General features: G+C 63.0%; 20 protein-coding genes. 14 read left to right on the forward strand and 6 right to left on the reverse strand.

The features are described from left to right. The first annotated feature begins 29 nt into the window (after positions 1–29). Positions 30–572 carry a nucleoside deaminase gene (locus tag AC07WT_RS06205; RefSeq protein WP_494946430.1) on the forward strand — a complete coding sequence of 181 codons (543 nt, stop codon included), beginning with the start codon at positions 30–32 and terminating at the stop codon, positions 570–572. Between the two features lie 28 nt (positions 573–600). On the opposite strand, the gene AC07WT_RS06210 is transcribed toward AC07WT_RS06205, so the two are convergent. Both AC07WT_RS06210 and AC07WT_RS06215 read right to left on the reverse strand, forming a co-directional pair. After that, positions 601–1137 carry a lysozyme inhibitor LprI family protein gene (locus AC07WT_RS06210; RefSeq protein WP_494946431.1) on the reverse strand — a complete coding sequence of 179 codons (537 nt, stop codon included), beginning with the start codon at positions 1135–1137 and terminating at the stop codon, positions 601–603. Between the two features lie 184 nt (positions 1138–1321). Next, positions 1322–1654, reverse strand: a complete 333-nt coding sequence (locus tag AC07WT_RS06215) for a hypothetical protein (protein WP_494946432.1) — start codon at positions 1652–1654, stop codon at positions 1322–1324. Between the two features lie 115 nt (positions 1655–1769). Between AC07WT_RS06215 and AC07WT_RS06220 the strand changes: the two genes are divergently transcribed. From AC07WT_RS06220 to AC07WT_RS06245, 6 genes are all read left to right on the forward strand, one after another. Continuing rightward, the gene (locus tag AC07WT_RS06220) at positions 1770–1958 is read left to right on the forward strand and encodes a hypothetical protein (RefSeq protein WP_325042783.1); all 189 of its coding nucleotides are present in this window, start codon (positions 1770–1772) and stop codon (positions 1956–1958) included. Positions 1959–2188: 230 nt separating this feature from the next. Next, positions 2189–3589: an FAD-containing oxidoreductase gene (locus tag AC07WT_RS06225; protein ID WP_494946433.1), complete on the forward strand. Its 1401-nt coding sequence runs from the start codon at positions 2189–2191 to the stop codon at positions 3587–3589. Between the two features lie 112 nt (positions 3590–3701). Next, entirely contained in the window at positions 3702–4052 is a 351-nt protein-coding gene (locus tag AC07WT_RS06230) for a cupin domain-containing protein (RefSeq protein ID WP_494946434.1), read from the forward strand. Positions 4053–4194: 142 nt separating this feature from the next. Further along, positions 4195–4770: a TMEM175 family protein gene (locus AC07WT_RS06235; protein ID WP_494946435.1), complete on the forward strand. Its 576-nt coding sequence runs from the start codon at positions 4195–4197 to the stop codon at positions 4768–4770. Positions 4771–4772: 2 nt separating this feature from the next. Further along, the gene (locus AC07WT_RS06240) at positions 4773–5582 is read left to right on the forward strand and encodes a hypothetical protein (RefSeq protein ID WP_494946436.1); all 810 of its coding nucleotides are present in this window, start codon (positions 4773–4775) and stop codon (positions 5580–5582) included. Between the two features lie 36 nt (positions 5583–5618). After that, the gene (locus AC07WT_RS06245) at positions 5619–6107 is read left to right on the forward strand and encodes a metallophosphoesterase family protein (protein WP_494946437.1); all 489 of its coding nucleotides are present in this window, start codon (positions 5619–5621) and stop codon (positions 6105–6107) included. Positions 6108–6220: 113 nt separating this feature from the next. Here the strand turns inward: AC07WT_RS06245 and proP are convergent, their stop codons facing one another. From proP to argA, 3 genes are all read right to left on the reverse strand, one after another. Then, positions 6221–7723 carry a glycine betaine/L-proline transporter ProP gene (proP, locus tag AC07WT_RS06250; RefSeq protein ID WP_494948386.1) on the reverse strand — a complete coding sequence of 501 codons (1503 nt, stop codon included), beginning with the start codon at positions 7721–7723 and terminating at the stop codon, positions 6221–6223. 763 nt (positions 7724–8486) lie between these two features. Continuing rightward, positions 8487–8762 (reverse strand): oxidative damage protection protein, encoded by a 276-nt coding sequence (locus AC07WT_RS06255; RefSeq protein WP_035546551.1) that lies wholly within the window; start codon positions 8760–8762, stop codon positions 8487–8489. Positions 8763–9013: 251 nt separating this feature from the next. Beyond that, positions 9014–10402 (reverse strand): amino-acid N-acetyltransferase, encoded by a 1389-nt coding sequence (argA, locus tag AC07WT_RS06260; protein WP_492595202.1) that lies wholly within the window; start codon positions 10400–10402, stop codon positions 9014–9016. Between the two features lie 23 nt (positions 10403–10425). Between argA and hrpA the strand changes: the two genes are divergently transcribed. From hrpA to AC07WT_RS06285, 5 genes are all read left to right on the forward strand, one after another. Next, a complete protein-coding gene (hrpA, locus tag AC07WT_RS06265; RefSeq protein ID WP_494946438.1) occupies positions 10426–14502 on the forward strand; it encodes an ATP-dependent RNA helicase HrpA in 4077 nt (1358 codons plus the stop codon). 144 nt (positions 14503–14646) lie between these two features. Beyond that, the gene (locus tag AC07WT_RS06270; protein ID WP_494946439.1) at positions 14647–15666 is read left to right on the forward strand and encodes a YVTN family beta-propeller repeat protein; all 1020 of its coding nucleotides are present in this window, start codon (positions 14647–14649) and stop codon (positions 15664–15666) included. Between the two features lie 85 nt (positions 15667–15751). After that, entirely contained in the window at positions 15752–16750 is a 999-nt protein-coding gene (locus AC07WT_RS06275) for a sterol desaturase family protein (protein WP_494946440.1), read from the forward strand. Between the two features lie 256 nt (positions 16751–17006). After that, positions 17007–17837 (forward strand): EI24 domain-containing protein, encoded by an 831-nt coding sequence (locus tag AC07WT_RS06280; RefSeq protein WP_494946441.1) that lies wholly within the window; start codon positions 17007–17009, stop codon positions 17835–17837. Positions 17838–17856: 19 nt separating this feature from the next. Further along, on the forward strand, positions 17857–18687 hold the full coding sequence (locus tag AC07WT_RS06285) for a competence/damage-inducible protein A (RefSeq protein WP_492595207.1): 831 nt from the start codon (positions 17857–17859) through the stop codon (positions 18685–18687). 234 nt (positions 18688–18921) lie between these two features. On the opposite strand, the gene AC07WT_RS06290 is transcribed toward AC07WT_RS06285, so the two are convergent. Next, on the reverse strand, positions 18922–19386 hold the full coding sequence (locus AC07WT_RS06290) for a rhodanese-like domain-containing protein (protein ID WP_494946442.1): 465 nt from the start codon (positions 19384–19386) through the stop codon (positions 18922–18924). 439 nt (positions 19387–19825) lie between these two features. Between AC07WT_RS06290 and glnA the strand changes: the two genes are divergently transcribed. Both glnA and glnL read left to right on the forward strand, forming a co-directional pair. Next, on the forward strand, positions 19826–21241 hold the full coding sequence (gene glnA, locus AC07WT_RS06295; protein WP_494946443.1) for a type I glutamate--ammonia ligase: 1416 nt from the start codon (positions 19826–19828) through the stop codon (positions 21239–21241). A 223-nt stretch (positions 21242–21464) separates the two neighbouring features. Further along, positions 21465–22607 (forward strand): nitrogen regulation protein NR(II), encoded by a 1143-nt coding sequence (glnL, locus tag AC07WT_RS06300; RefSeq protein ID WP_494946444.1) that lies wholly within the window; start codon positions 21465–21467, stop codon positions 22605–22607. Positions 22608–22617: the final 10 nt, after the last annotated feature.

The following is a 22617-nucleotide window of genomic DNA, read 5'->3' on the forward strand; positions in this document are numbered from 1 at the left end:
TGCCTAACTATTATTAAAGGAGATCGCCCGTGAGTCTGACAGTCTCGACAGACGCCGCCGGCTTGGCGGCGACGTATCCGCCGCAGGGCTTGACGCCCACGCCTGAACAGATCGTGCGGCATTTGCGGCATTCGAGCCGGGTGGCGGAGCGGGCGACGCTGCTGGGGCATCATCCGTTTGGCGCGGTGCTGGTTGGGCCGGATCAGGAAGCCGTGTTGATGGAGCAGGGCAATGTCGACACGGTCAATCACGCCGAATCGGTATTGGCCCGCGTCGCGGCTTTGAATTTCACGCCTGAGTATTTGTGGAGCTGTACGTTATACACGTCTGTCGAGCCTTGTTGCATGTGTGCCGGGACGGTGTATTGGGCCAATATCGGCCGGGTCGTGTTCGGGATGACTGAGAAGCGATTGCTGGAGGCGACCGGGGATCATTCGGAGAATCCGACTATGAGTGTGGATTGCCGGTATGTGTTTGAGCACTGCCAGAAGGCAGTCGAGGTTGTTGGGCCGGTGGCAGAGGTCGAGGTTGAAATTATGGAGGTGCAGAGGAGGTTTTGGAGTAGCCGGTGATCTGCGCGTAGAGAAAAGAGCCGCGACCTTATTGAGGCGGAACCGCATTCTCCGCCCCTACCATGGCGAGTCCGCAGAACCAGTCGCCGCCATGCGGCTCGTAGCGCCAGTGGGTGTTCTGCTTGAGCACGGTGGAGCACTGATCGTACAGCACGATACCTGGATTCGCAGCCGTGCATTGAAGCGCCATGGTCCCGGCTTGCGGTAGCGGAAGCGGTTCGGCGGGAACACTCGGCGTACCGCTGCGCATGCTTTCAATCAACCGCTCCAGTTCATCGATCCGCGTGGCGTACCACGCACTCAGACACGCCGCATCGCGGCAATTCGCTTCGCGCCAGGTCCACTTGCTGTCGCTGTCGTTAAGAAAGGCTCGCCGGTTCGCGACTCGCCGGCGCGCTTTCCAATACAGTTGACCGAGCGCGTCGTCGAGTTTCGAGAGCGCGGGGTCCGCGCAGATCATCTTTTCGGTAAGCGAGTGTCCCCTGTTGCAGTCGAAGCTGGTAGCTTGAGCGGGCAGATGCGTCGACATCAGAGCGGCGACGAGAATTAGGCGGATGATTTTCATTGCAGTCCCGGCGGTGCGAGGGTTTTTCATGCAATGAATGATCGGTGCAGTCGTCGCTGCACGGACGCTGGAAAACAGCGTGACTTCCTGTGAGTGATTACCAAATCTTGCTTCGCGCGGGCAGACGAGAGGGAACCGGTGACCGGTGACTGCGCGCGTTCAGTCCTCCCCAGCCTGAGCCGTGTCAATACGCCGCATTCAAAAACGCCGAACTGACCGCCCGCAAGGTTTCCTGCGAACGCGGGTCGCTCAGCCGCGTATGCAGCACCACCTTTGAAGCCGGCAGCGGCGGCAAGCCAAGTTGCTCGCCGAAGTCGACGGCGCCCGGCGGCGCCACCCGCTGCGCCACCCGCCACCCGCCACCCGCCACCCGCCCCAGCAGCGCCGGCAGATTCGGTCCGGCAACGTGCTGCCGATGCTGACCGCGGTGAGCGACATGGGTGTACGCATTTCCGTCGACGAGCGAGGTCCGGGCGAAGGTTGCATCAGGCCGCAACCCGATTGTTCGTGCTGGCAAACAAGTGACTTCGCGTTAGCGATATTTATCCCTGGCGGCCGCCTCCCTAAAATCCTCCCATCGAAACGTATTTTTCAGCGCGGCGCCGAAGCGGCGCGGTGCGACGGGAGCGGCCATGCCAGCCTTGATCAGGAACCAGCTTTATCGGCCGTCGGTGGTCCTGCCGATGGTCGCCCTCATGCAAGTGATGGTGTCACAGGACTTCAACCTCGGCCAGGTCGGCTGGGTGGTCGCCACGCGCGGCGCTCAAGCCGCGCTGCAACGCTCGCGCGAGCTGATCTGCGCCGTGCACTGCCACGCCTGAGCGCGCTCGGGGCCAAATCAAGGCCAAATCAAGGCCAAATCAAGACACGAGCAAATTAAGGGAGGGCAATCCGGAGCAACCGGACAGCACCGCCCCCTCGACGGAACAACCACAGATCGCAAGCCGGCACGCGGGGGTAACGGCGCGCATCCAGAAGGGATCTGACAAAGGCAACACGAAGCGTAAGGGTAAGATGCTACGACCTGCACCCACGCCTCGGGAGATTTGCCATGCCACAGCACTTCGACGCAGTTGTCATCGGCACCGGACAAGGCGGCTCGCCGCTCGCGGTCCGTCTCGCTGAAAGCGGACGCAAAACCGCTGTCATCGAACGTGCTGCGTTTGGCGGCACCTGTGTGAACGTCGGCTGCACGCCCACCAAGTCGTATGTGGCAAGCGCTCGCGCGGCGCATGTGGCGCGCCACGCCGCGGAGCTGGGCGTGCAGGTGAGCGGGGCGGTCAGCGTCGATCTGGCGGCCGTGAAGGCGCGCAAGGACCGGATCATCGGCCAATCGCGCGAAGGCGTCGAGAAATGGCTGCGCGGCACGGATAACGTCAGCGTGTTCAACGGCCACGCGCGCTTTACCGGCGCGCATACGCTCTCCATCGGCGGGCCGGACGGGTCGGTGCTCGCCGAGCTCAGCGCCGACGAAATCTTCATCAATACCGGCACGCGCGCCGTCGTGCCGCCGCTCGAAGGTCTCGAGCGGATTCGTTATTACACGAACTCGTCGCTGCTCGAAATCACCGAATTGCCGACGCATCTGGCGATTGTCGGCGGCAGCTATATCGCGCTCGAATTCGCACAGGTTTTTCGCCGCTTCGGCAGCCGCGTGACGGTGCTGGTGCGTGGCGATCGCGTGCTGGCCCGTGAAGACGCCGATTTGGCGCGCTCCGTCGAGAAAGTGCTGACGCGCGAAGGCGTCGAGATCCGCTTCGGCGTGCAGCCGTCGCGGGTCGAGCCGCATCCGCATCATCCGGGCGAAGTGTGCATCGGCTTCGAGCAGAATATTCCCGCGCTCGAAGCGTCGCACCTGCTGCTCGCCACCGGCCGCGTGCCGAATACCGACTCGCTAGGGCTGGAAGCCGCCGGCATCGCCACCGGCAAACACGGCCTGATTCCCGTCGACGGCCAGTTGCGCACCGCTGCGCCGGGCATCTGGGCGATCGGCGACGTCAACGGCCGCGGCGCCTTTACCCACACTTCATACGACGACTTCCAGATCGTCGCGGCCAATCTGCTCGGCGGCGCCACGCGCAGCGTCGATACGCGGATCATGGCGTATGCGGTGTTCGTCGATCCGCCGCTCGCGCGCGTCGGGCTCTCGGAAGACGACGTGCGCAAATCCGGCCGTGACGCGCTGATCTCCACCATGCCGATGTCGCGCGTGGGCCGGGCCCGTGAACGCGGCGAGACCGATGGTTTCATGAAGGTGCTGGTCGACGCGAGGAGCAAGCAGATTCTCGGCGCGGCGATCCACGGCATCGAAGGCGACGAAGCGATCCATACATTCATCGACATCATGGCAGCCGGCGCGTCGTATCCGACCCTGGAGTACGCGATGCATATCCATCCGACCATCAGCGAGCTGGTGCCGACCCTGTTCGATGGATTGAAGCCGATGAAGTGAGCGGTGGACCTAAGTTACACACATGGGTGGCGCACATGAGTGACATAACCAAGCGACACACATAAGCAACACACATAAGCAACACACATAAGCGAAAGCAACGGGCCCAGCAATGAAGCGCACAATCAGCAGCGGCAATCTGTTCGATATCGGTAGGCGGACAGGTCCCGACGAGCAGATCGATACACTGGCGGAACAGGCCGGCGTCACCATCGAGCGGATTGTCTCGACGGGCCAGGCGAGTGCGCCCGGCTTCTGGTACGACAGTCCGCGCGCGGAATGGGTCGTGTTGCTGAGCGGCGCCGCGGCGCTCGAATTCGAAGGCGACCCGCAGTTGTATCCGATGAAGCCCGGCGACCACGTGCTGATCGAAGCGCATTGCCGTCACCGCGTGGCATGGACGAGCGAGACGGAGCCGAGCGTGTGGCTCGCGGTGTATTACCCGGGCGGCGGCTCGCGTTGAACGCCACGGCATCGGCCGACATCGACAAAGCGCCGCGCCATCGCCGATAATCGGCAGCGGCGCGGGCCGTCGGAGGCATAACGGACAGCGGGATGACGGCGAGCCGCGCGCCTAACCGCCTACATCATCAGGAACCCGAGCGATGGGCAAAGGACGTGTCGAAGCCTTTAGCGATGGCGTGATCGCCATCATCATCACGATCATGGTGCTCGAATTGAAGGTGCCGGAAGGCTTCGATCTCGCCGCGCTGCGGCCGTTGATTCCGGTGTTTCTCGCCTACGTGCTGAGCTTTATCTACGTCGGCATCTACTGGAACAATCATCACCATCTGTTCCACACCGTGCAGAAGGTCAGCGGCGCGGTGCTGTGGGCCAATCTCCATCTGCTGTTCTGGTTGTCGCTCCTGCCGGCCGTCACGCATTGGGCCGGCGAAAATCATCTCGCCTCGTGGCCGACCGCGATGTACGGCGTCGTGCTGTTCATGGCGGCGAACGCGTATTTCATTCTGACCCAGTTGCTGATCCGCCACCACGGCAAGGACTCGACGCTCGCCAAAGCGGTCGGCAACGACTTCAAGGGCAAGGCCTCGGTCGTGATTTATCTCGCTGGCATCGTATTGGCGTTCGTCGCGCCGTGGGTTTCGGCGGCGCTCTATACGCTGGTCGCGGCGTGGTGGCTCGTGCCGGACCGGCGCATCGAACACCTGCTCGAGGTCTGAGCATGCTGCTTGTGCTCAAGCTGGCGCTGGTGCCGGCGTTTCTGGCCGCGCTGACGGTGGCGGGGCGCGTATGGGGACCGTCGGTGGCGGGATGGCTCGCGGGGCTGCCGGTGGTCGCCGGGCCGATCGTGTTGCTGCTCGCGCTGGAGCGCGGCCCGGTGTTCGCGGCGCAGGCGTCGGCAGCGTCGATCGCGGCGCTTGCCGCATCGGAGGCGTTCAATTTTGCTTATGCGTGGAGCTGCCGGCGCTATGCGTGGCTGCTTGCTCTGGCCGCCGGAATGGCGGGGTGGGCCGGCATCGCGCTGCTGCTCACCCATCTGCCCGCGGGACTCATAGGGGCGGTGGCGGCGGCCTGTGTGGCCGTCGCCATTTCGCAAGGCGGCTTGCCGCGTATTACGGGACACGTGCCGGCTATGCGGCTCGGTCTCGGCGACCTCGCCTTGCGCATGCTTGCCGGCGCGCTGCTGAGCGTCGCAGTAACGACGCTGTCCGCGTCGATGGGCGCGACCTGGAGCGGGTTGTTGTCGGTGTTTCCTCTGCTCGGCATCGTGCTCGCCGTATCGGCGCAGCGCGCGCACGGCGCGGATTTCGTGGCGTTGCTGATGCGCGGCATGGTGATCGGCCGCGGATCGTTCGCCGCATTCTTCGCCGTGACCGCGACGATGCTGCCGCACTACAGCGTGCTGCTCAGCTTCGCGTGTGCATCGGTGGCGTCGGTGGCGGTGCAGGGCGCGACCAAACGCATGCTCGGTGCGAAGCGGCCGGCGCGGACGCCGCAGCGCGAACTGGCCGAACAGCCGCAAGCGAATTGAGGAGCGCGTTCAGCCGATTCAGTCGATACTGCCACCATGACGTCGCACGTGAGAACCACCCGCATCGGTTTGATCTCCGACACGCATAACCTCGTGCGTCCGGAGGCGCTGCAATTCCTCGCCGGTTGCGACGCGATCATTCATGCGGGCGATATCTGCAATCAGCCGGTGCTCGATGCGCTCGCGCAGATCGCGCCGGTCACGGCCGTGCGCGGCAATAACGACACCGGTGAATGGGCCGCCGCGTTGCCGGTTCACGCAAAGCTGACCGTTCAACAGGTGACGATCCTCGTCGTGCACGATATCGCGGATCTCGGTGCGCTCGGCGGCGATCCGCGCAGCGAAGGCATCGGCGTAGTGGTCACCGGTCACTCGCACAAACCGTCGATTGCCGGGCGCGACGGCGTGCTGTACGTCAATCCAGGCAGCGCCGGGCCGCGGCGGTTCAAGTTGCCGGTTTCGGCGGGCATGCTGATCGTCGAAGGCGCGCACGCAACGGCGACGCTTCAGCCGCTGCTGACATAAAAAAACGGGCCGGCATATTTGCCGGCCCGTTTTCTGGCTTGACGACTCAGTGGCTAACGCAGTGCCGGGCAGCATCAATCCACAGCATCAATCCGCAGCATCGAGCCGTAGCATCATGCACGCGCCGTTGCCGCCGCCGCATAGTTTTCATCCATCTCCGCCGCTTCACGTTCGCCGCGCAGCACGGCGTGCGCTTCCGCGCGCGTCGCGACACACGGACCCGAGCCGAGCAGGGGCTTGCGCGCCGTTTCGCGCAGCGCGAACACCGACGCGATGCCGATCAGCGACGCACCCATCAGGTAGTACGCGGGCATCATCAGATTGCCGGTGCTGTCGACCAGCCATGCCGTGACGAGCGGCGTCGTCCCGCCGAACAGCGACACCGAAATGTTGAAGCCGATCGCGAGCGCGCCGTAGCGAATCTTAGTCGGGAACAACGCCGGCAGCGCCGACGGCATTACGCCGGTAAAGCACGACAGCAGCGTGCCGAGAATCATCAGGCCGCCGAACACTGGCAGCATCTCGCCCGTGCGGATCAGCAGCAAGGCCGGAATCGACAGCACGAACAGACCCACGCAACCGAACAGCATCACCGGCTTGCGGCCGATCGTGTCGGACAGACGGCCGGCTGCGAGCGTCATCGGCATCATCAGCACCATCACCAGCAGCACGAGGAACAGGCCGTGCGTTTCGTTGAAGTGCAGCGTGGCCGACAGATAGCTCGGCAGATAGGACAGCGCCATGTAATCGGTGACGTTGAAGATCAGCACGAGGCCGACGCACAGCAAAAGCGGTTTCCACTGCTCTACGAGCAACTGGCGAAACGATTGCTTGGGCAGCGCTTTGTCTTCGGCTTCGCGTTGCTCGGCCTGCTTCCTGAACGCCGGCGTTTCTTCGAGCTTCACCCGGATGTAGAGACCCACCAGGCCCAGCGGACCCGCGATCAGGAACGGCACACGCCAGCCCCAGGACAGCAGCGCTTCGTTCGACAGCGTCGCGGTCAGCAGCGCAACCGTACCGGCGCCGAGCACGTAGCCGATCAGCGTGCCGAATTCGAGGAAGCTGCCCATGAAGCCGCGGCGCTTGTCAGTCGAGAACTCGGCGATGAAGGTGGCGGCGCCGCCGTATTCACCGCCGGTCGAGAAGCCTTGCACCAGACGCGCAACCAGCAGCAAGGCCGGCGCGAGAATACCGATCGACGCATAGCTGGGAATCAGCCCAATCGCGAAGGTGCCGAGCGCCATCATGATCATGGTCATCGCCAGCACGCGCTGACGGCCGATGCGGTCGCCCAGCGGCCCGAACACCATGCCGCCGACCGGCCGCACGAGGAACGCCGCGGCAAACGTGCCGAAGGTGGCGATCAGCTGTGCGGACGGGCTCGACGACGGGAAGAACACTTTGCCGAGCGTGACAGCGATGTAGCTGTACACGCCGAAATCGAACCATTCCATTGCGTTGCCGAGCGCCATTGCGCCGACGGCCCGCTTGAGGAGAGATTTGTCGACGATCGTGATGTCGTCCGGGGAGAGGCGTTGTTCTTCTTTGTGGTGTCGCCAGAAGCCGTTGCTGGAAGCGGTCAAGGTGAAAACTCCAATGACTGCGACGAAACTCATGATGTGCATGAACGTTCCGCCACGGTTGCTGGGAAGTGCGGTTTCGCGATCGGGGCGATGGCCTCTCCTTCGCCGCAGATGGCGAAAGAGTTGAGGGCGCAAAAAAAGAAAACAAAACGCCCGTGCCTCGCGAACGATTCGCGAAAAAACACTCGTCTAGATTGTGCTGACTGTTGCATCTGCGTGGCCGTGGAAGGGGGGCAGATGCATGAGGACGCAGGGGTGGCTGAAAGCTGGCCCGCACGCCGCTGGAAGGCTCGAAACGAAAAAGGCCGGTGCTGGATCGCCGCTCACTCACGTAGTGAGATGAAACGGTGAAATGACCGACAAGCCTTCTTGTATAAAAATGTTCAATCCAGAAGGGCCGCACGCACTGTGCGCCACAATGAACCGAACGCGAATGAAGGTGAATTGCTGTTGGAACGGCGCACATAGTAGCACGATGACAGAGGATCGTGCAAACCCGGCATCCGGCGAGGGCTTGGGAAGGGGGCTCAATCCCTTGCGGGGCGGGGGATTGGGCGGATCGCGGCGGCAGGTATGAGCGGCCTGAACACGGCCCGAAATGTACCGTTCGGAGAAACCGGCGGCGCCCTGAAGAACGGCAAGTGGGCTAACTAGCGGACGAAAGAGCGGACGAAAAAAGTGAACGAAAAAGCAGACGAAAAAAATCCGCGCACGCGGCGCGGATTTTTGTCCGGCTCAGTACCGGCGCTTGACGCTGAACGCGGGACTGAAACGGGCCGCGTACAGCCGAAAGCGCTTACTCAGCCGTTGGCGGCACATAACCCTGCGCCGTATCAGCGCCTTCGCCGAAGAAGAACTTTTCGGTCTGCTTCATCAGGTATTGGCGTGCGCGCGGATCGGCCATGTTCAGGCGGTTTTCGTTGATCAGCATGGTTTGCTGCTTCAACCAGGCCTGCCAGGCTTCCTTCGAAATGCTTTCGTAGATCCGCTTGCCGAGTTCGCCCGGCAGCGGCGGGAAATCGAGGCCTTCGGCTTCCTTGCCGAGCTTTGCGCATTGAACCATACGAGTCATGCTGTGCTTCTCCTGTGTCGACCGGAGTTAGTGCTTTAGCACTTACTCCGGTCCCATGAAAAATAGTTACTAGTTAGTGCTTTAGCACTTACTCCGGTCCCATGAAAAATAGTTACTAGTTAGTGCTTTAGCACTTACTCCGGTCCCATGAAAAATAGTTACTAGTTAGTGCTTCAGCACTTACTCCGGTCCCATGAAAAATAGTTACTGTACCAATGTGGGGGCGGGCAGTCCGCTTTATAGGGAGACGCTCAGAGCTGTTTCATCAGCACGAGCGACTTGCGCTGCCAGTTATAGAGCCGGCGGCGGTCTTCCGGCAGGTCGTCGACCGTTGCCTTGACGAAACCGCGCTTGAGGAACCAGTGTTCGGTGCGCGTGGTGAGCACGAAAATTCGCGTGAGACCGCGTGCCCGCGCGCGCTGCTCGATGCGCTTGAGCAGGCGCTCGCCGTCGCCGGTGCCTTGCGCTTCAGGCGCAACTGTCAGACACGCCATTTCGCCGATGCGCTCCTGCGTGTACGGATACAGCGCCGCGCAGCCGAACAGCACGCCATCGTGCTCGATCACCGAGAAATGGTCGATGTCGCGTTCGATCTGGTGACGGCCGCGCCGCACCAGCGTGCCGTCCGATTCAAGCGGCTCGATCAGCGCGAGAATGCCGCCGACGTCGTCCGGCGTGGCTTCGCGCAGGCTTTCGAGGTTCTCATACGAGATCATCGTGCCGACGCCGTCGTGCAGGAACAGTTCGAGCAGCAGGCTGCCGTCGAGCGCGTAGGGGATGATGTGCGCCCGCGCCACACCGCCGCGGCAGGCGCGGATCGAGTGCTTCAGGTAGAAACCGGCGTCGCCGGTGACTTCGCCGCTTTCGTGCAGCTTGTAGGCGTCGTCGAGCGACAGTTCGCGGATCAGCTCGGGACCGTCTTCGCCGGCCTGCATGAGGCCCGGCGTTTCGGTCAGGAACACGATCTTGTCGGCGCGCAATGCGATCGCAGCAGCGGAAGCGACGTCTTCCATCGACAGATTGAACGCCTCGCCGGTGGGTGAGAAGCCGAGCGGGGAGAGCAGCACCAGCTTGCGGCTCGCGAGCGAATGGCGGATCGAATCCGCGTCGATCTTGCGCACTACGCCGGTGTGGGCGAAATCGACGCCGTCCAGAATGCCGACCGGCCGCGCCGTCACGAAGTTGCCCGACACCACGCTGATGTGCGCATGCGCCATCGGCGTGTTCGGCAAGCCCTGGCTGATCGCGGCCTCGATATCCAGACGCACTTCGCCGGCCGCTTCTTTCGCCGACTCCAAAGCGCGCGCATCCGTGATGCGCATGCCGTGCGAGAACTCCGACTCGACGCCGTGCAGGCTCATCTGCTCTTCGACCTGCGGTCGCGAGCCGTGCACCAGAACGATCTGGATGCCCATGGCCTGCAACAGTGCGATATCCGACACGAGCGCATTCAGGAGCCCCTGATGCACCACCTCGCCGCCGAACCCGACGACGAACGTCTTGTTACGGAACGCATGGATGTAAGGGGCGACTGAGCGCATCCAGTCGACGAATTGCGCGTGCTGTGCGAGGTTTTCCGTCGCTCCGGAGGGGGCCGGAACGCTCGCGGGCGCGGGGACGAGGTCGGTTTGGGAATTCATGCCGGGGATTATAATGCGCCCCCATGTCGAATGTACCCAAAAGTCCCGCTACGGCGAACGAGAATCCGGCGCCGGCCGCCGATCAGCACAATTCGCGCCGCGAACCGCGCGAACCACGTCAGCCGCGCCCGCAGCGCGTGGTCGAACCGAATCCGATTCCGCCGATCACTTTCCCCGAAGCGCTGCCGGTCTCGGGCCGCCGCGAAGAGATCGCGCGCGCGATCGGACAGAATCAGGTGGTGATCGTCTGCGGCGAGACGGGCTCGGGCAAAACGACCCAGTTGCCGAAAATCTGCCTCGCTTTGGGGCGCGGCCTCGGTGCCGGCGGCACCGGCCTGATCGGCCACACGCAGCCGCGCCGGATCGCCGCGTCGGCGACGGGCCGCCGCATCGCCGAAGAACTCGGCACGCCGTTCGGCGAAGTGGTCGGCTACAAGGTGCGCTTCACCGACAATCTGTCGCCCGGCGCCTCGGTCAAGCTGATGACCGACGGTATTCTGCTCGCCGAAACGCAGACCGATCCGCTGCTGAAAGCGTATGACACGCTGATCATCGACGAAGCGCACGAGCGCAGCCTGAACATCGATTTTCTGCTTGGCTATCTGAAGGAAATTCTCGTCAAGCGCCCCGATCTGAAGCTGATCGTGACCTCGGCAACGATCGACGCGGACCGTTTCGCGCGCCATTTCGGCAGCGAGGAAAAGCCCGCGCCGGTGATCGAAGTAAGCGGCCGTCTCTATCCGGTCGAAGTGCGCCACCGCCCGGTGGCGGAAGACAGTCCGGCGGTGAAGGCGGCGCAAGGGGCCTCGGCGTCGTCATCGCCGCGTGAATCGCGTGACCGGCCGAAAACCCAGCGCGAATTTGGCAAAGATCGGGATCGCGATCTGATGGAAGCGATCGTCGACGCGGTCGACGAGTTGTGCCGCGAAGGTCCCGGCGACGTGCTCGTCTTCCTGCCCGGCGAGCGCGAAATTCGCGATGCCGCCGAGGCGCTGCGCAAGCACCATCCGCCGCATACGGAACTTCTGCCGCTGTTCGCGCGCCTCTCGGCCGCCGAGCAGGAGCGCGTATTCCGCACCTCGAACGCGCGCCGCATCGTGCTGGCGACCAACGTCGCCGAAACCTCGCTGACGGTGCCGGGGATTCGTTATGTGGTCGATACGGGCCTTGCGCGCGTAAAGCGCTACTCGTATCGCAACAAGGTCGAGCAGTTGCAGGTCGAGTCGATTTCGCAAGCCGCCGCGAATCAGCGGGCGGGGCGTTGCGGCCGGGTCGCCGATGGCGTCTGCATTCGTCTGTATGAAGAAAGCGACTACCAGGGCCGCGTGCGCTTCACGGATCCGGAAATTCTGCGCTCGTCGCTCGCGTCGGTGATTCTGCGGATGAAGTCGCTGCACCTGACCGCGATCGAAACCTTCCCATTCATCGAGCCGCCGCCGGGCCGCGCGATCGCCGACGGCTATCAACTGCTCAACGAACTCGGCGCGGTCGACGACGACAACCAGCTCACGCCGCTCGGCCGCGAACTCGCGCGCTTGCCGCTCGATCCGCGCGTCGGCCGGATGATTCTCGCCGCGCGCGATCAGCAGGCGCTGAAGGAAGTGCTGATCATCGCCAGCGCGTTGTCCGTGCAAGATCCGCGCGACCGGCCGATCGAAGCGCAGGAGCAGGCCGATCAGGCGCATCGCCGCTTTGCCGACGAGCGCTCCGAATTCCTCCAATGGCTGAAAATCTGGACGTGGTTCGAAGAAGCGATCGCGCACAAGAAGTCGAACCGGCAGTTGCAGGACGAGTGCCGCACGAACTTCCTGTCGCAACTGCGCCTGCGCGAATGGCGCGACGTGCATTCGCAACTGCTGACGGTGGTGCGCGAACACGGCTGGCGTTTGAACGAGGCCGAAGCCACCTTCGAGCAGATTCACCTCGCGTTGTTGACCGGCTTGCTCGGCAACATCGGCCTGAAAGCCGACGACGAACCGTATTACCTCGGCGCGCGCGGCATCAAGTTCTATCTGTGGCCGGGTTCCGCGCTGGTGAAAAAGGCGGGTAAGTGGGCGATGGCCGCCGAACTGGTCGAGACGAGCCGCCTCTACGCACGTTGCATCGCGAAGATCGAGCCGGAGTGGATCGAGCGGATCGGCGCGCATTTGCTGAAGAAGTCGCTTTCCGAGCCGCATTGGGAGAAGCGCGCGGCGCAGGTGTCGGCATTCGAACGCGCGATGCTGTACGGCCTGCCGATCTATCACCGGCGGCGCGTGAGTTTCGGCAAGCAGGACCCGGCGCGCGCGCGTGAATTGTTCATTCGCGGCGCGCTGGTGGAAGGCGAGTTCGATACGAAGCTCGCGTTCTTCGCGCACAACCGCAAGCTGCTCGGCGATATCGAACAGCTGGAACATAAATCGCGCCGTCAGGACGTGCTGGTCGACGACGAACTGATCTTCAGCTTTTACGACCAGACGATTCCGCAAGGCATTTATACAGGCGCGTCGTTCGAGCGCTGGTATCGCGACGAGCTGAAAAAGAGCGGCCAGCCGGAGGACAAGCTGCGCCTGCTGTATCTGTCGCGCGACGATCTGATGCGGCACGAAGCCGCCGGCGTGACGACCGATCTGTTCCCGAAGCGGATGACGATGGCGGGCGTCGAAATGGCGCTCACCTATCACTTCGAACCCGGTTCGCCGCGCGACGGCGTGACCCTCGCGGTGCCGCTCTACGCGCTGAATCAGGTCGACGCGCGGCGCTGCGAATGGCTCGTGCCCGGCATGCTGAAAGAGAAGACGCAACTGCTGCTGAAGTCGCTGCCACAGAAGCTGCGGCGTTATTGCGTGCCGCTGCCGGAATACGCGGCGGGCTTCGTCGAGCGGCATAGCGGGCCGCGCTTCGGCGCGGGCGGTTTGCTCGAATCGCTGATCGCGGACATTCGCGAGCAGACCCAGGTCGCGATGAAGCAATCGGACTTCAAGCTCGAGACGTTGACGCCGCATCTGTTCATGAACTTCAAGGTCGTCGACGAGCACGGGCGGCAGCTCGCGATGGGCCGCAACCTGGCGCAGCTGCGCGCCGAACTCGGCGGCCAGGCGCAGCAGCATTTCCAGAAGATCGCGGCGGGCGCGGCCGGAGCGGCGTTGGCGGATGCGGGGGGCGGCAGCGTCGCCGCACCGGTGGCGTCGACGAACGCCGGGCAGCGCGGCAAGGGCGCGCCGGCCGGTCCGCAGACTGCGCCACAAGGTGGTGCACCCGCCACTGCGCTGTACGATAAGCTCACGACGTGGAATTTCGGCAAGCTTCCCGAGCTGCTCGAAATTCGCCGCGGCGGGCAGACGCTGTTCGGCTATCCGGCACTGGTGGATCGCGGCACCGACTGCGACGTCGAAGTGTTCGATTCGCCGGACGAAGCCGCGCGCATTCATCGCGCGGGGCTTCGGCGTCTCTTTGCGTTGCAGTTGAAGGAGCCGATCAAGTATCTGGAGAAGAATCTGCCGGGTCTGCGCGAAATGGCGATGCAGTTCATGCCGCGCGGCACCCAGGAAGAACTGCGCGATCAACTGATCGACACCGCGCTCGATCGCGCGTGTCTGCAAGATCCGCTGCCCGACGACGACGTCAGTTTCCACACGCGCCGCGACGAAGGCCGCAGCCGTCTGACGTTATTGGCCCAGGAAATCTCGCGGCTGGTCGGGCAGATTTTGAGCGAATACGCCACTGTGACGAAGAAGCTGGTGCAGGCGAAGTCGTTCACCGCGGCGCATGCGGACATGCAGAACCAGCTCGATGGACTGATCGGCAAGCGCTTCGTGGTCGACACGCCGTACCCGCAACTGGCGCACTTCCCGCGCTATCTGAAAGGTATTGCGCTGCGCGTCGACAAGCTGAAGGCGGACCCGGCGCGCGACGCCCGGCAGTTCGCTGAATTCCAGCCGCTCTCGCAGAACTATCAGCGCGCGCTGGCGCAACGCGGCGGCGTGCTGGACCCGCGCCTGTCGGAATTCCGCTGGCTGCTGGAGGAGTTGCGGATTTCGCTGTTCGCGCAGGAGTTGCGTACGCCGATGCCGGTATCGGTGAAGCGTCTCTACAAGGTGTGGGAATCGATGCAGCGCTGAGCGGCGGGTGGGGCGGGGCGTGTGAGAACCGCATCCGGATCCTTCGCGTCCCCCTTTTTTTCCGCTCGCCATACCCGCATCCACGTCAACCGGTCGAGCCGGCAAACGTTCTACAATGACGGCCGTTCTCCGAAGTGAGTTTTCATGCGTAAATTTTTTCTTCCAGGCTTGACTGCTACGTTCGCCGCGGGCGCGGCGCTGGTCGCCACCGCAGGCTTTTTTTCTCCGGCGGCCCACGCCAACGACGTGATCGTGCTCAATTCCGGCGAAGCCACGCTGAGTCTGATCGATGAGGCTAGCCGTCAGGTCGTCGGCACCGTGCCGACGGGCAAGGAACCGCATCACCTGATGGTTACGCCGGACAATTCGTCGCTGATCGTCGCGAACTCGGTGTCGAACAACCTGATGTTCGTCGATCCGAAGTCGGGCAAGGTGCAGCGCTGGGTCGAGAACATCGAGGATCCGTATCAGATCGGTTTTTCGCCTGACCGCAAGTGGCTCATCACCACCGGCCTGCGCCTGGACCGCCTCGACATCTATCACTACGACAGCCAGCAGAACCAGATGACGCTGGCCTCGCGCCTGCCGCTCGCGGTGATGCCGAGCCACATGGCGTTCACCAACGACAGCAAGACGGTGTTCGTCACGCTGCAGGTGTCGGGCGAGCTGGCCGCGATCGACCTGGCCACGCAAACCGTCAAGTGGAAGATGAAAGTCGGCAAGGTGCCGGCCGGTCTGTGGATGACGCCGGGCGAAAAATACCTGCTGATCGGCATGACCGGCGCAGATTACGTCGCGGTGGTCGACTGGCGCAATCAGAAAATCGTCAAGACGATCCAGACCGGCAAGGGCGCGCACAACTTCCGCTCGCTGGCTGACGGCAAGCATGTGGCGGTATCGAACCGCGTCGCGAGCACGATCAGCATCATCGACGAGGACACGCTCACCAACGTCGGCGACATCACCGGTCTGATGCCGGGCCCGGACGACATGGAACTTTCCTCCGACAAACGCTATCTGTGGGTTACGTTCCGCTTCGCGAAGCATGTCGGCATCATCGACCTGACTACGCGTAAGCTGATTCAGACGATTGCCGTCGGCCGTTCGCCGCACGGTATCTATTTCTTCAATCGCGCGCCGGTGACGGCGCCGAACGGCGCGTAATTGTGCGCTGGGGCAGAACCACGGCAGGCAGCAGCCGGGCAGCCCATCAGCGAGCCGTCACGAATGAAGTAACCAGGTCAGCACCATGTTCCATCTGATTTTTTCTTCTCTCGACGGTTTCGTCTCAGCCGTGCAGACGCTGCTGTACGTCGACGTGGTGCAGCCGCTGCTGTTCCGCTTCGATCTGATGGATTACGACGAAGACACTTACGACAGCCTGTATTGGGTGATCGTGGGCGTCTTCGAGGTGCTGGCGATGTACGCGGTGCTGCGACCGCTCGAGGCGCTGCGCCCGGTCGAGCAGTGGGAGAACCGCAAGGCGGTGCGGGTCGACGTGATCTACACGTGGATCGCCAGGCTCGGCATCTTCAACCTGTTCTTCTTTTTCGCGCTGCAGCCGTTCTTCGACAACGTGCAGGCCTGGCTGCGGCTGCACGACATTTCGAATATCGATTTCGACAACCTGTGGCCTGGCGTCACCACGCAGCCGCTTGTCACGTTCGTGATGTATCTGCTGGTGCTCGATTTCGCCGGTTACTGGTATCACCGCTGGGAACACCGGTTCGGCGTGTGGTGGGAACTGCACGCGGTGCATCACAGCCAGCAGCAGATGTCGCTGTGGTCGGACGACCGCAACCATCTGCTCGACGATCTGCTGCAGACGTCGTTTTTCGCGGCAATCGCGCTGGTGATCGGCGTGCCGCCGTCGCAATTCGTCGTGCTGGTGGCGATCACCAATCTCGCGCAGAGCGTGCAGCACGCGAACATCCGCCTGTACTACGGCTGGCTCGGCGAGCGCCTGCTGGTCAGCCCGACCTTCCATCGCCGGCATCATGCGATCGGCTACGGCCACGAAGGGCTGAAGTACGGTTGCAACTTCGGCGTGCTGTTCCCGTGGTGGGACATGCTGTTCCGCAGCGTGTCGTGGAGCCGCGACATGGAGCCCACCGGCATTCGCGATCAACTCGAAGGCCGCCGCTATGGCGACGGTTTCTGGGCGCAGCACTGGCTCGCGTTTGTGCGCATCGCCGGGCGGCTTTCGCCGAAGCGCCGCACCGAAGGTGGCGACGCCGCAGCAGTCTGAACATTCTTCCTCTCGCGCCGCCGGTTTCCCCCGGCGGCGCGTCACGTGGTTTATCCTGTGCACGTTTCTGCGTGCGTTCCGGGTTCGCTTGTGGGTCCTCTTCATGGTCCGTTTCAGCGGCTGTATCTGAGGCCGTTTCAGCGGCCGTTTCTGAGGCCGTCTTGGGGTCCGTTTTCGAGTCCTCGGTCAGGTTCGTACCCCGGTTCGTTTCGCCGTTCCCCTTATTCCATCGTTTCGTTCACCGGCACTGGCTCGCATGAATGATTTGTTGCGCTCGTTCGGACGCGCGCTCACCAGCGCGCTCCACCCGCGCATGCTCTGGCTGACCTTCATGCCGTTTCTCGCGGCAACGGTCGGATGGGGTGTGATTCTGTGGTTTTCCTGGCAGTCGCTGATCGGGGCGACCCGCACGTGGCTCGAAAGCTGGTCGTTTACTGTCACGCTCTATCATCTGTTCGACTGGCTCGGCTTTTCGGCGCTGCATACGGCCATCGCGCCTTTTATTGTGATTGCGGTGGCGATTCCGCTGATCGTCGTCAGCGTGCTGCTGCTGATCGCGACGCTGTCGATGCCGGCGGTGATCCGCTTTCTGTCGGCACGGCAATTCGCGAGCCTTGAAATGCGCCGTGGCGGAACGTGGTACGGCAGCCTCGGCCAGGCATTGTGGACCACGCTGGTGTGTCTGGTGCTGCTGATCGTCACGCTGCCGCTCTGGCTGGTGCCGCCGTTCTTCGCGCTGATCCCGCCGCTGCTGTGGGGCTGGCTGACCTATCGCGTGATGAGCTACGACGCGCTCGCGCTGCACGCGACGCGCGACGAACGGCGCGTGCTGGTGCGGCGCTTCCGGCTGCCGCTGCTGCTGATCGGCATCGCCAGCGGTCTGCTGGGTTCGCTGCCGACGCTGCTGTGGGCGTCGTCGGTATGGCTGATCGTGCTGTTCCCGGTGGTCACCGCGGTGACGATCTGGATCTACGCGTTCATCCTCGTGTTTTCGGCCTTGTGGTTCAGCCACTACTGTCTGCGCGCGCTTCAACGCATGCGCGCGGAAGAGCACGGCGCGCGGCACGCGGCGCCGCTTCCTTACTGATCAAACGAAAGAGGCGACAATGGCATTCGGCGTCATCATCATCGGCGATGAAATCCTGTCGGGCAGGCGTATCGACAAGCATCTGCCGAAGGTCATCGAATTGCTGGGCGCGCGTGGGCTGTCGCTCGGCTGGGCGGAGTACATCGGCGACGATCCCGAGCGCGTCACGGCGACGCTGCGGCGCACGTTCGCGTCGGGTGACATCGTGTTTTCGACGGGCGGCATCGGTGCCACGCCGGACGACCACACACGCCAATGCGCGGCGGCCGCGTTAGGCGTGCCGCTCGAACTGCATCCTGATGCCGCGAAGCTGATTCAGGAACGCATCCGCGACATGCATCCGGCGAACTCGGCCACGCCGCTCGATCTCGATTCGGCGGAAAACCGCCATCGGCTGAATATGGGCACGTATCCGCAGGGCGCGTCGATCATTCCGAACGGCTACAACAAGATTCCGGGATTCTCGATCAAAGGGCACTACTTCGTGCCGGGCTTCCCGGTGATGGCGTGGCCGATGATCGAGTGGGTGCTGGATACCCAGTACGCGCACCTGCATCACGCTATGCCGCATGCGGAAAAATCGCTGCTGGTGTTCGAGTTGCCGGAGTCGCGCCTCACGCCTTTGATGGAAAAGATCGAACGCGACTTTCCGGGCGTGCGAGTGTTCAGCCTGCCGAGCGTCGGCGATGCGGAGCGCGGCGGCGTCTATGCGCGCCATCACATCGATCTGGGGGTGAAGGGAGAGCCTGAAGCGGTGGCGGCGGCGTTCGTCAAGCTGCGCGAGGGCGTGCATCTGCTGGGCGGGGATATCGTCGAGCCGGAGGCGGCTGCGGCTAAAGCGCGCGGTTGATCCCAGCTGCGGATGCTACTTGCGGTGACTTAAGGCAAGCAAAGGCCGCCTGCCGTGACCTGAAGCCGCACGCCAAACCTCGGGCGCCCTCGCAAGCGCGCCTGATCAAAGGCTTGAACGCAAGACTGAACGCAGCATTGGCCTGTCACATCCAGCGCCGGCGATGCGCATTCACACTACGCGCATACCGTGCGAACCGCGCACCGTCACAGCCGCTTCCGGCGGACGCCGGTCTCAGGCGCCGATCCACGGCAAGCCGCGAAAGCACCAGCCCGACGCAGTCTTCCGATGTCCCTGGCCGTCCTTGTCGCCTTCGAAGCCTTCCAGCAGGTCGTACGCCTTCGTGAAACCGGCCTGGGTGGCGGCGATCGCGGCGAGCTTGGAGCGCGCGGCGCTACGGCACAGAAACAGCACCGGCGTGTCAGGCGAGGCGGCCTCGCTCAGTTGCTGGAGGAATTCCTGGTTCGGCACGGCGCCCGGATAGCGTGTCCATTCGACATGCACGTATTGACCGTCGCCAATCACCGGCCGGCCAACCCAATCGAGTTCGGCACGGGTGCGCACGTCGACGAGACGCGTGCGCGGGTCGAGTTGCAGCAGTTCGAACGCCTCCGCGGGCGACACCGCGCCCGCATACGGCAACTGGTTCTCGGTGCGGCGTTTTTCCGCCTGGGCGTACAACTGTTCGAGCGTGCTCATGAGTGCAAATCTCCTTCCGTCCAAATGACCATTCTAGCGCGCGGCGTGCAGCACGGATGCCGCCCACAGTCAGAGCCGGGGATGCGCACACGGCTGCCTATGAAATGTTCCAAACTGGTGCAAATCGGCGAAAATGCACCAAACCGATGACTAATGCGGCGCCCGCTTTTGCGAGAGCACTTATCTGGTGCATTGCTCCGTTCAAAGATATCGGGGCTGCATGTCATTCGGTGCGTGCATTCCCCGCAAACGCGCGCACAATATAGTTCTGCGCCTGCTTGGCGCATACATGGCACAGAAGCTGCTTTGTTGGTTCAGATCGATTTGTCCCGGCAAATCTTATGCGCCCCTTCAACGATCGGGGGTGGACGCGCCGGGACGGGTCAGCTAGATTGGGCGGCGGCTGAACCCGCCGAATTCGTTAATCAGGAGATAGGTTATGAGTAAATCCGTGGCCGACGTCGTTCAACTCGTCAAAGACGAAGACGTCAAGTTTGTCGACTTCCGTTTCACCGACACGCGTGGCAAGGAGCAACACGTTTCGGTGCCGGTGTCGGCATTCAGTGAAGACAAGTTTGAAAGCGGCCATGCGTTTGACGGTTCGTCGATTGCCGGCTGGAAGGGCATCGAAGCATCGGATATGTTGCTGATCCCGGACGCGAATACCGCCTTCATCGACCCGTTCTACGAAGAGTCGACCCTCGTGCTGACCTGCGACGTCGTCGAACCGGCTGACGGCAAGGGCTATGAGCGCGACCCGCGCTCGCTGGCAAAGCGCGCCGAAGCGTACCTGAAGAGCACCGGCCTCGGCGACACGGCCTTCTTCGGTCCGGAACCGGAATTCTTCATTTTCGACTCGGTCCAGTGGAGCACGGATCAGTCGGGCTGCTTCATCAAGATCGGTTCGGAAGAAGCACCGTGGTCGTCGGCGAAGGAATTCGAAGGCGGCAACACCGGCCACCGTCCGGGCACGAAGGGCGGCTACTTCCCGGTCGCTCCGGTCGACACGTTCCAGGACATCCGTTCGGAAATGTGTCTGCTGCTCGAACAGATCGGCATCCCGGTCGAAGTGCATCACCATGAAGTCGCGGGCCAGGGCCAGAACGAAATTGGCACGAAGTTCTCGACGCTGGTGCAGCGCGCCGACTGGCTGCAGCAAATGAAGTACATCATCCACAACGTCGCGCATACGTACGGCAAGACGGCAACGTTCATGCCGAAGCCGGTGGTCGGCGATAACGGTTCGGGCATGCACGTTCACCAGTCGATCTGGAAGGACGGCGCGAACCTGTTCGCAGGCAACGGTTACGCGGGCCTGTCGGAATTCGCGCTGTTCTACATCGGCGGCATCATCAAGCATGCTCGCGCGCTGAACGCGATCACGAACCCGTCGACGAACTCGTACAAGCGCCTCGTGCCGCACTTCGAAGCACCGGTGAAGCTGGCTTACTCGGCACGCAACCGTTCGGCATCGATCCGCATTCCGCACGTGTCGAACCCGAAGGGCCGCCGTATCGAGACGCGCTTCCCGGATCCGATGGCGAATCCGTACCTGTGCTTCTCCGCGCTGATGATGGCGGGTCTGGACGGCGTGCAGAACAAGATTCACCCGGGCGAAGCTGCCGACAAGAACCTGTACGACCTGCCGCCGGAAGAGGATGCAAAGATCCCGACCGTGTGCGCCGGCCTCGACCAGGCTCTGGACTCGCTGGACGCAGACCGTGAGTTCCTGACGCGCGGCGGAGTGTTCACGGATTCGATGCTCGACGCGTACATCGAACTGAAGACGGGCGAGCTGCAACGCTATCGTCAGTCGGTGCACCCGATCGAATTCGAAATGTACTACTCGCTGTAAGCGGCAATGACGCTTCGCCCTTCAAACGGCGAAGCGCTTGCCCGACGCTCGCGATCGGTCACGAAGGGACGGCGGCGCCGTCCCTTTTTTGTTGGACCCGAATGAGTCGACTCGCAACGTTTGCTGCGTGCGGGGCAAGGCGCAGGACAAGCAGCAGGGTAAGCAGCAGGACACCAGGCGGTACCCCTGATTTATCACCATCTCCTATCGGCCAGACTGCAAGATGGTTCTCAAGAATCTGATCAAGGCAAGGAAAGGGCACGAGCAGACGCTCTCGGATGACGCTCAACTCGTCAGCTCCGGTTTGCTGCCCGGTTTCGAGGCATTGCCGACGGTCGTGCTGGTGCTCGAAAAGCGCACGCTGCGCGTCGCGTTTGCGAACCCGTCGGCGGAATCGATGCTGGAGCTCTCGCGCCGGCAACTGACGCAGATGGCGTGGCCGGACATCTTCTCGAATGCCGACGAACTGGTCGCGACCATTTCCGCGATCGCCGCCCACCGTTTTCACGCGACCCATCTGGACGCCATACTCGAGCGTCCGGCTCACGAGTCGCTGCACGTGCATGCGATCGTCGGCTTTCTGGAAAGCGCGCAAGACTACGTGCTGCTCGAACTGTTCGAGAACGAGCGGCATTTGCGCACCGACCGCGAGGAGCGTCTCAACGACCTCACGGCGGTCAACAAGCAACTGATCCGCAACCTCGCGCACGAGATCAAGAATCCGCTCGGCGGCATTCGCGGCGCGGCGCAATTGCTCGAGTTCGAACTCGGCGAGCGTCAACGCGACGAGTTGCGCGAGTACACGCAGGTCATCATCAAGGAATCGGACCGGCTGCAAACGCTGGTCGACCGCCTGCTCGAGCCGCACCGCCATCCGCATATCGTCGGCGACGTGAATATTCACGAAGTGTGCGAGCGCGTGCGCCAGGTGATTCTCGCGGAGTTTCCGCGCGGCCTGACGATCGAGCGCGACTACGACGTGAGCGTGCCGGATCTGCGCGGCGATAAGGAGCAACTGATCCAGGCGCTCCTGAACATCGTGCGCAATGCGGCCGAAGCGTTGCGCGAACGCATCTCGCAAGGCGACGCGCGCATCGAAATACGCACCCGCATCGCCCGCAAGATCACCGTGTCGAAACGCTTATGTAAGCTGGCACTGGACTTGCATATCACTGACAACGGCCCTGGCATTCCCGAGGACATCCGTGACCGCATTTTCTACCCGCTCGTGTCGGGGCGCGAGGACGGCAGCGGCCTCGGTCTGACGCTCGCGCAGACCTTCGTGCAACAACACGATGGCCTGATCGAAGTGGAAAGCCGGCCGGGCCACACCGAGTTTCAGATTTTGCTGCCGCTCGACTGCTAACACCAAACGC

It is taken from the genome of Paraburkholderia sp. GW821-FHT02A12 (assembly GCF_059422005.1).

Excerpts from the sequence above, each read along its gene's own strand:
- AC07WT_RS06275 (WP_494946440.1), top strand. The coding sequence starts at position 15,752 with ATGTTCCATCTGATTTTTTCTTCTCTCGACGGTTTCGTCTCAGCCGTG.
- AC07WT_RS06220 (WP_325042783.1), top strand. The coding sequence starts at position 1,770 with ATGCCAGCCTTGATCAGGAACCAGCTTTATCGGCCGTCGGTGGTCCTG.
- AC07WT_RS06270 (WP_494946439.1), top strand. The coding sequence starts at position 14,647 with ATGCGTAAATTTTTTCTTCCAGGCTTGACTGCTACGTTCGCCGCGGGC.
- AC07WT_RS06280 (WP_494946441.1), top strand. The coding sequence starts at position 17,007 with ATGAATGATTTGTTGCGCTCGTTCGGACGCGCGCTCACCAGCGCGCTC.
- AC07WT_RS06285 (WP_492595207.1), top strand. The coding sequence starts at position 17,857 with ATGGCATTCGGCGTCATCATCATCGGCGATGAAATCCTGTCGGGCAGG.
- AC07WT_RS06290 (WP_494946442.1), bottom strand. The coding sequence starts at position 19,386 with ATGAGCACGCTCGAACAGTTGTACGCCCAGGCGGAAAAACGCCGCACC.
- AC07WT_RS06225 (WP_494946433.1), top strand. The coding sequence starts at position 2,189 with ATGCCACAGCACTTCGACGCAGTTGTCATCGGCACCGGACAAGGCGGC.
- glnL (WP_494946444.1), top strand. The coding sequence starts at position 21,465 with ATGGTTCTCAAGAATCTGATCAAGGCAAGGAAAGGGCACGAGCAGACG.
- AC07WT_RS06210 (WP_494946431.1), bottom strand. The coding sequence starts at position 1,137 with ATGAAAATCATCCGCCTAATTCTCGTCGCCGCTCTGATGTCGACGCAT.
- proP (WP_494948386.1), bottom strand. The coding sequence starts at position 7,723 with ATGAGTTTCGTCGCAGTCATTGGAGTTTTCACCTTGACCGCTTCCAGC.
- glnA (WP_494946443.1), top strand. The coding sequence starts at position 19,826 with ATGAGTAAATCCGTGGCCGACGTCGTTCAACTCGTCAAAGACGAAGAC.
- AC07WT_RS06235 (WP_494946435.1), top strand. The coding sequence starts at position 4,195 with ATGGGCAAAGGACGTGTCGAAGCCTTTAGCGATGGCGTGATCGCCATC.
- AC07WT_RS06255 (WP_035546551.1), bottom strand. The coding sequence starts at position 8,762 with ATGACTCGTATGGTTCAATGCGCAAAGCTCGGCAAGGAAGCCGAAGGC.
- AC07WT_RS06245 (WP_494946437.1), top strand. The coding sequence starts at position 5,619 with ATGACGTCGCACGTGAGAACCACCCGCATCGGTTTGATCTCCGACACG.
- AC07WT_RS06230 (WP_494946434.1), top strand. The coding sequence starts at position 3,702 with ATGAAGCGCACAATCAGCAGCGGCAATCTGTTCGATATCGGTAGGCGG.
- AC07WT_RS06240 (WP_494946436.1), top strand. The coding sequence starts at position 4,773 with ATGCTGCTTGTGCTCAAGCTGGCGCTGGTGCCGGCGTTTCTGGCCGCG.
- argA (WP_492595202.1), bottom strand. The coding sequence starts at position 10,402 with ATGAATTCCCAAACCGACCTCGTCCCCGCGCCCGCGAGCGTTCCGGCC.
- hrpA (WP_494946438.1), top strand. The coding sequence starts at position 10,426 with ATGTCGAATGTACCCAAAAGTCCCGCTACGGCGAACGAGAATCCGGCG.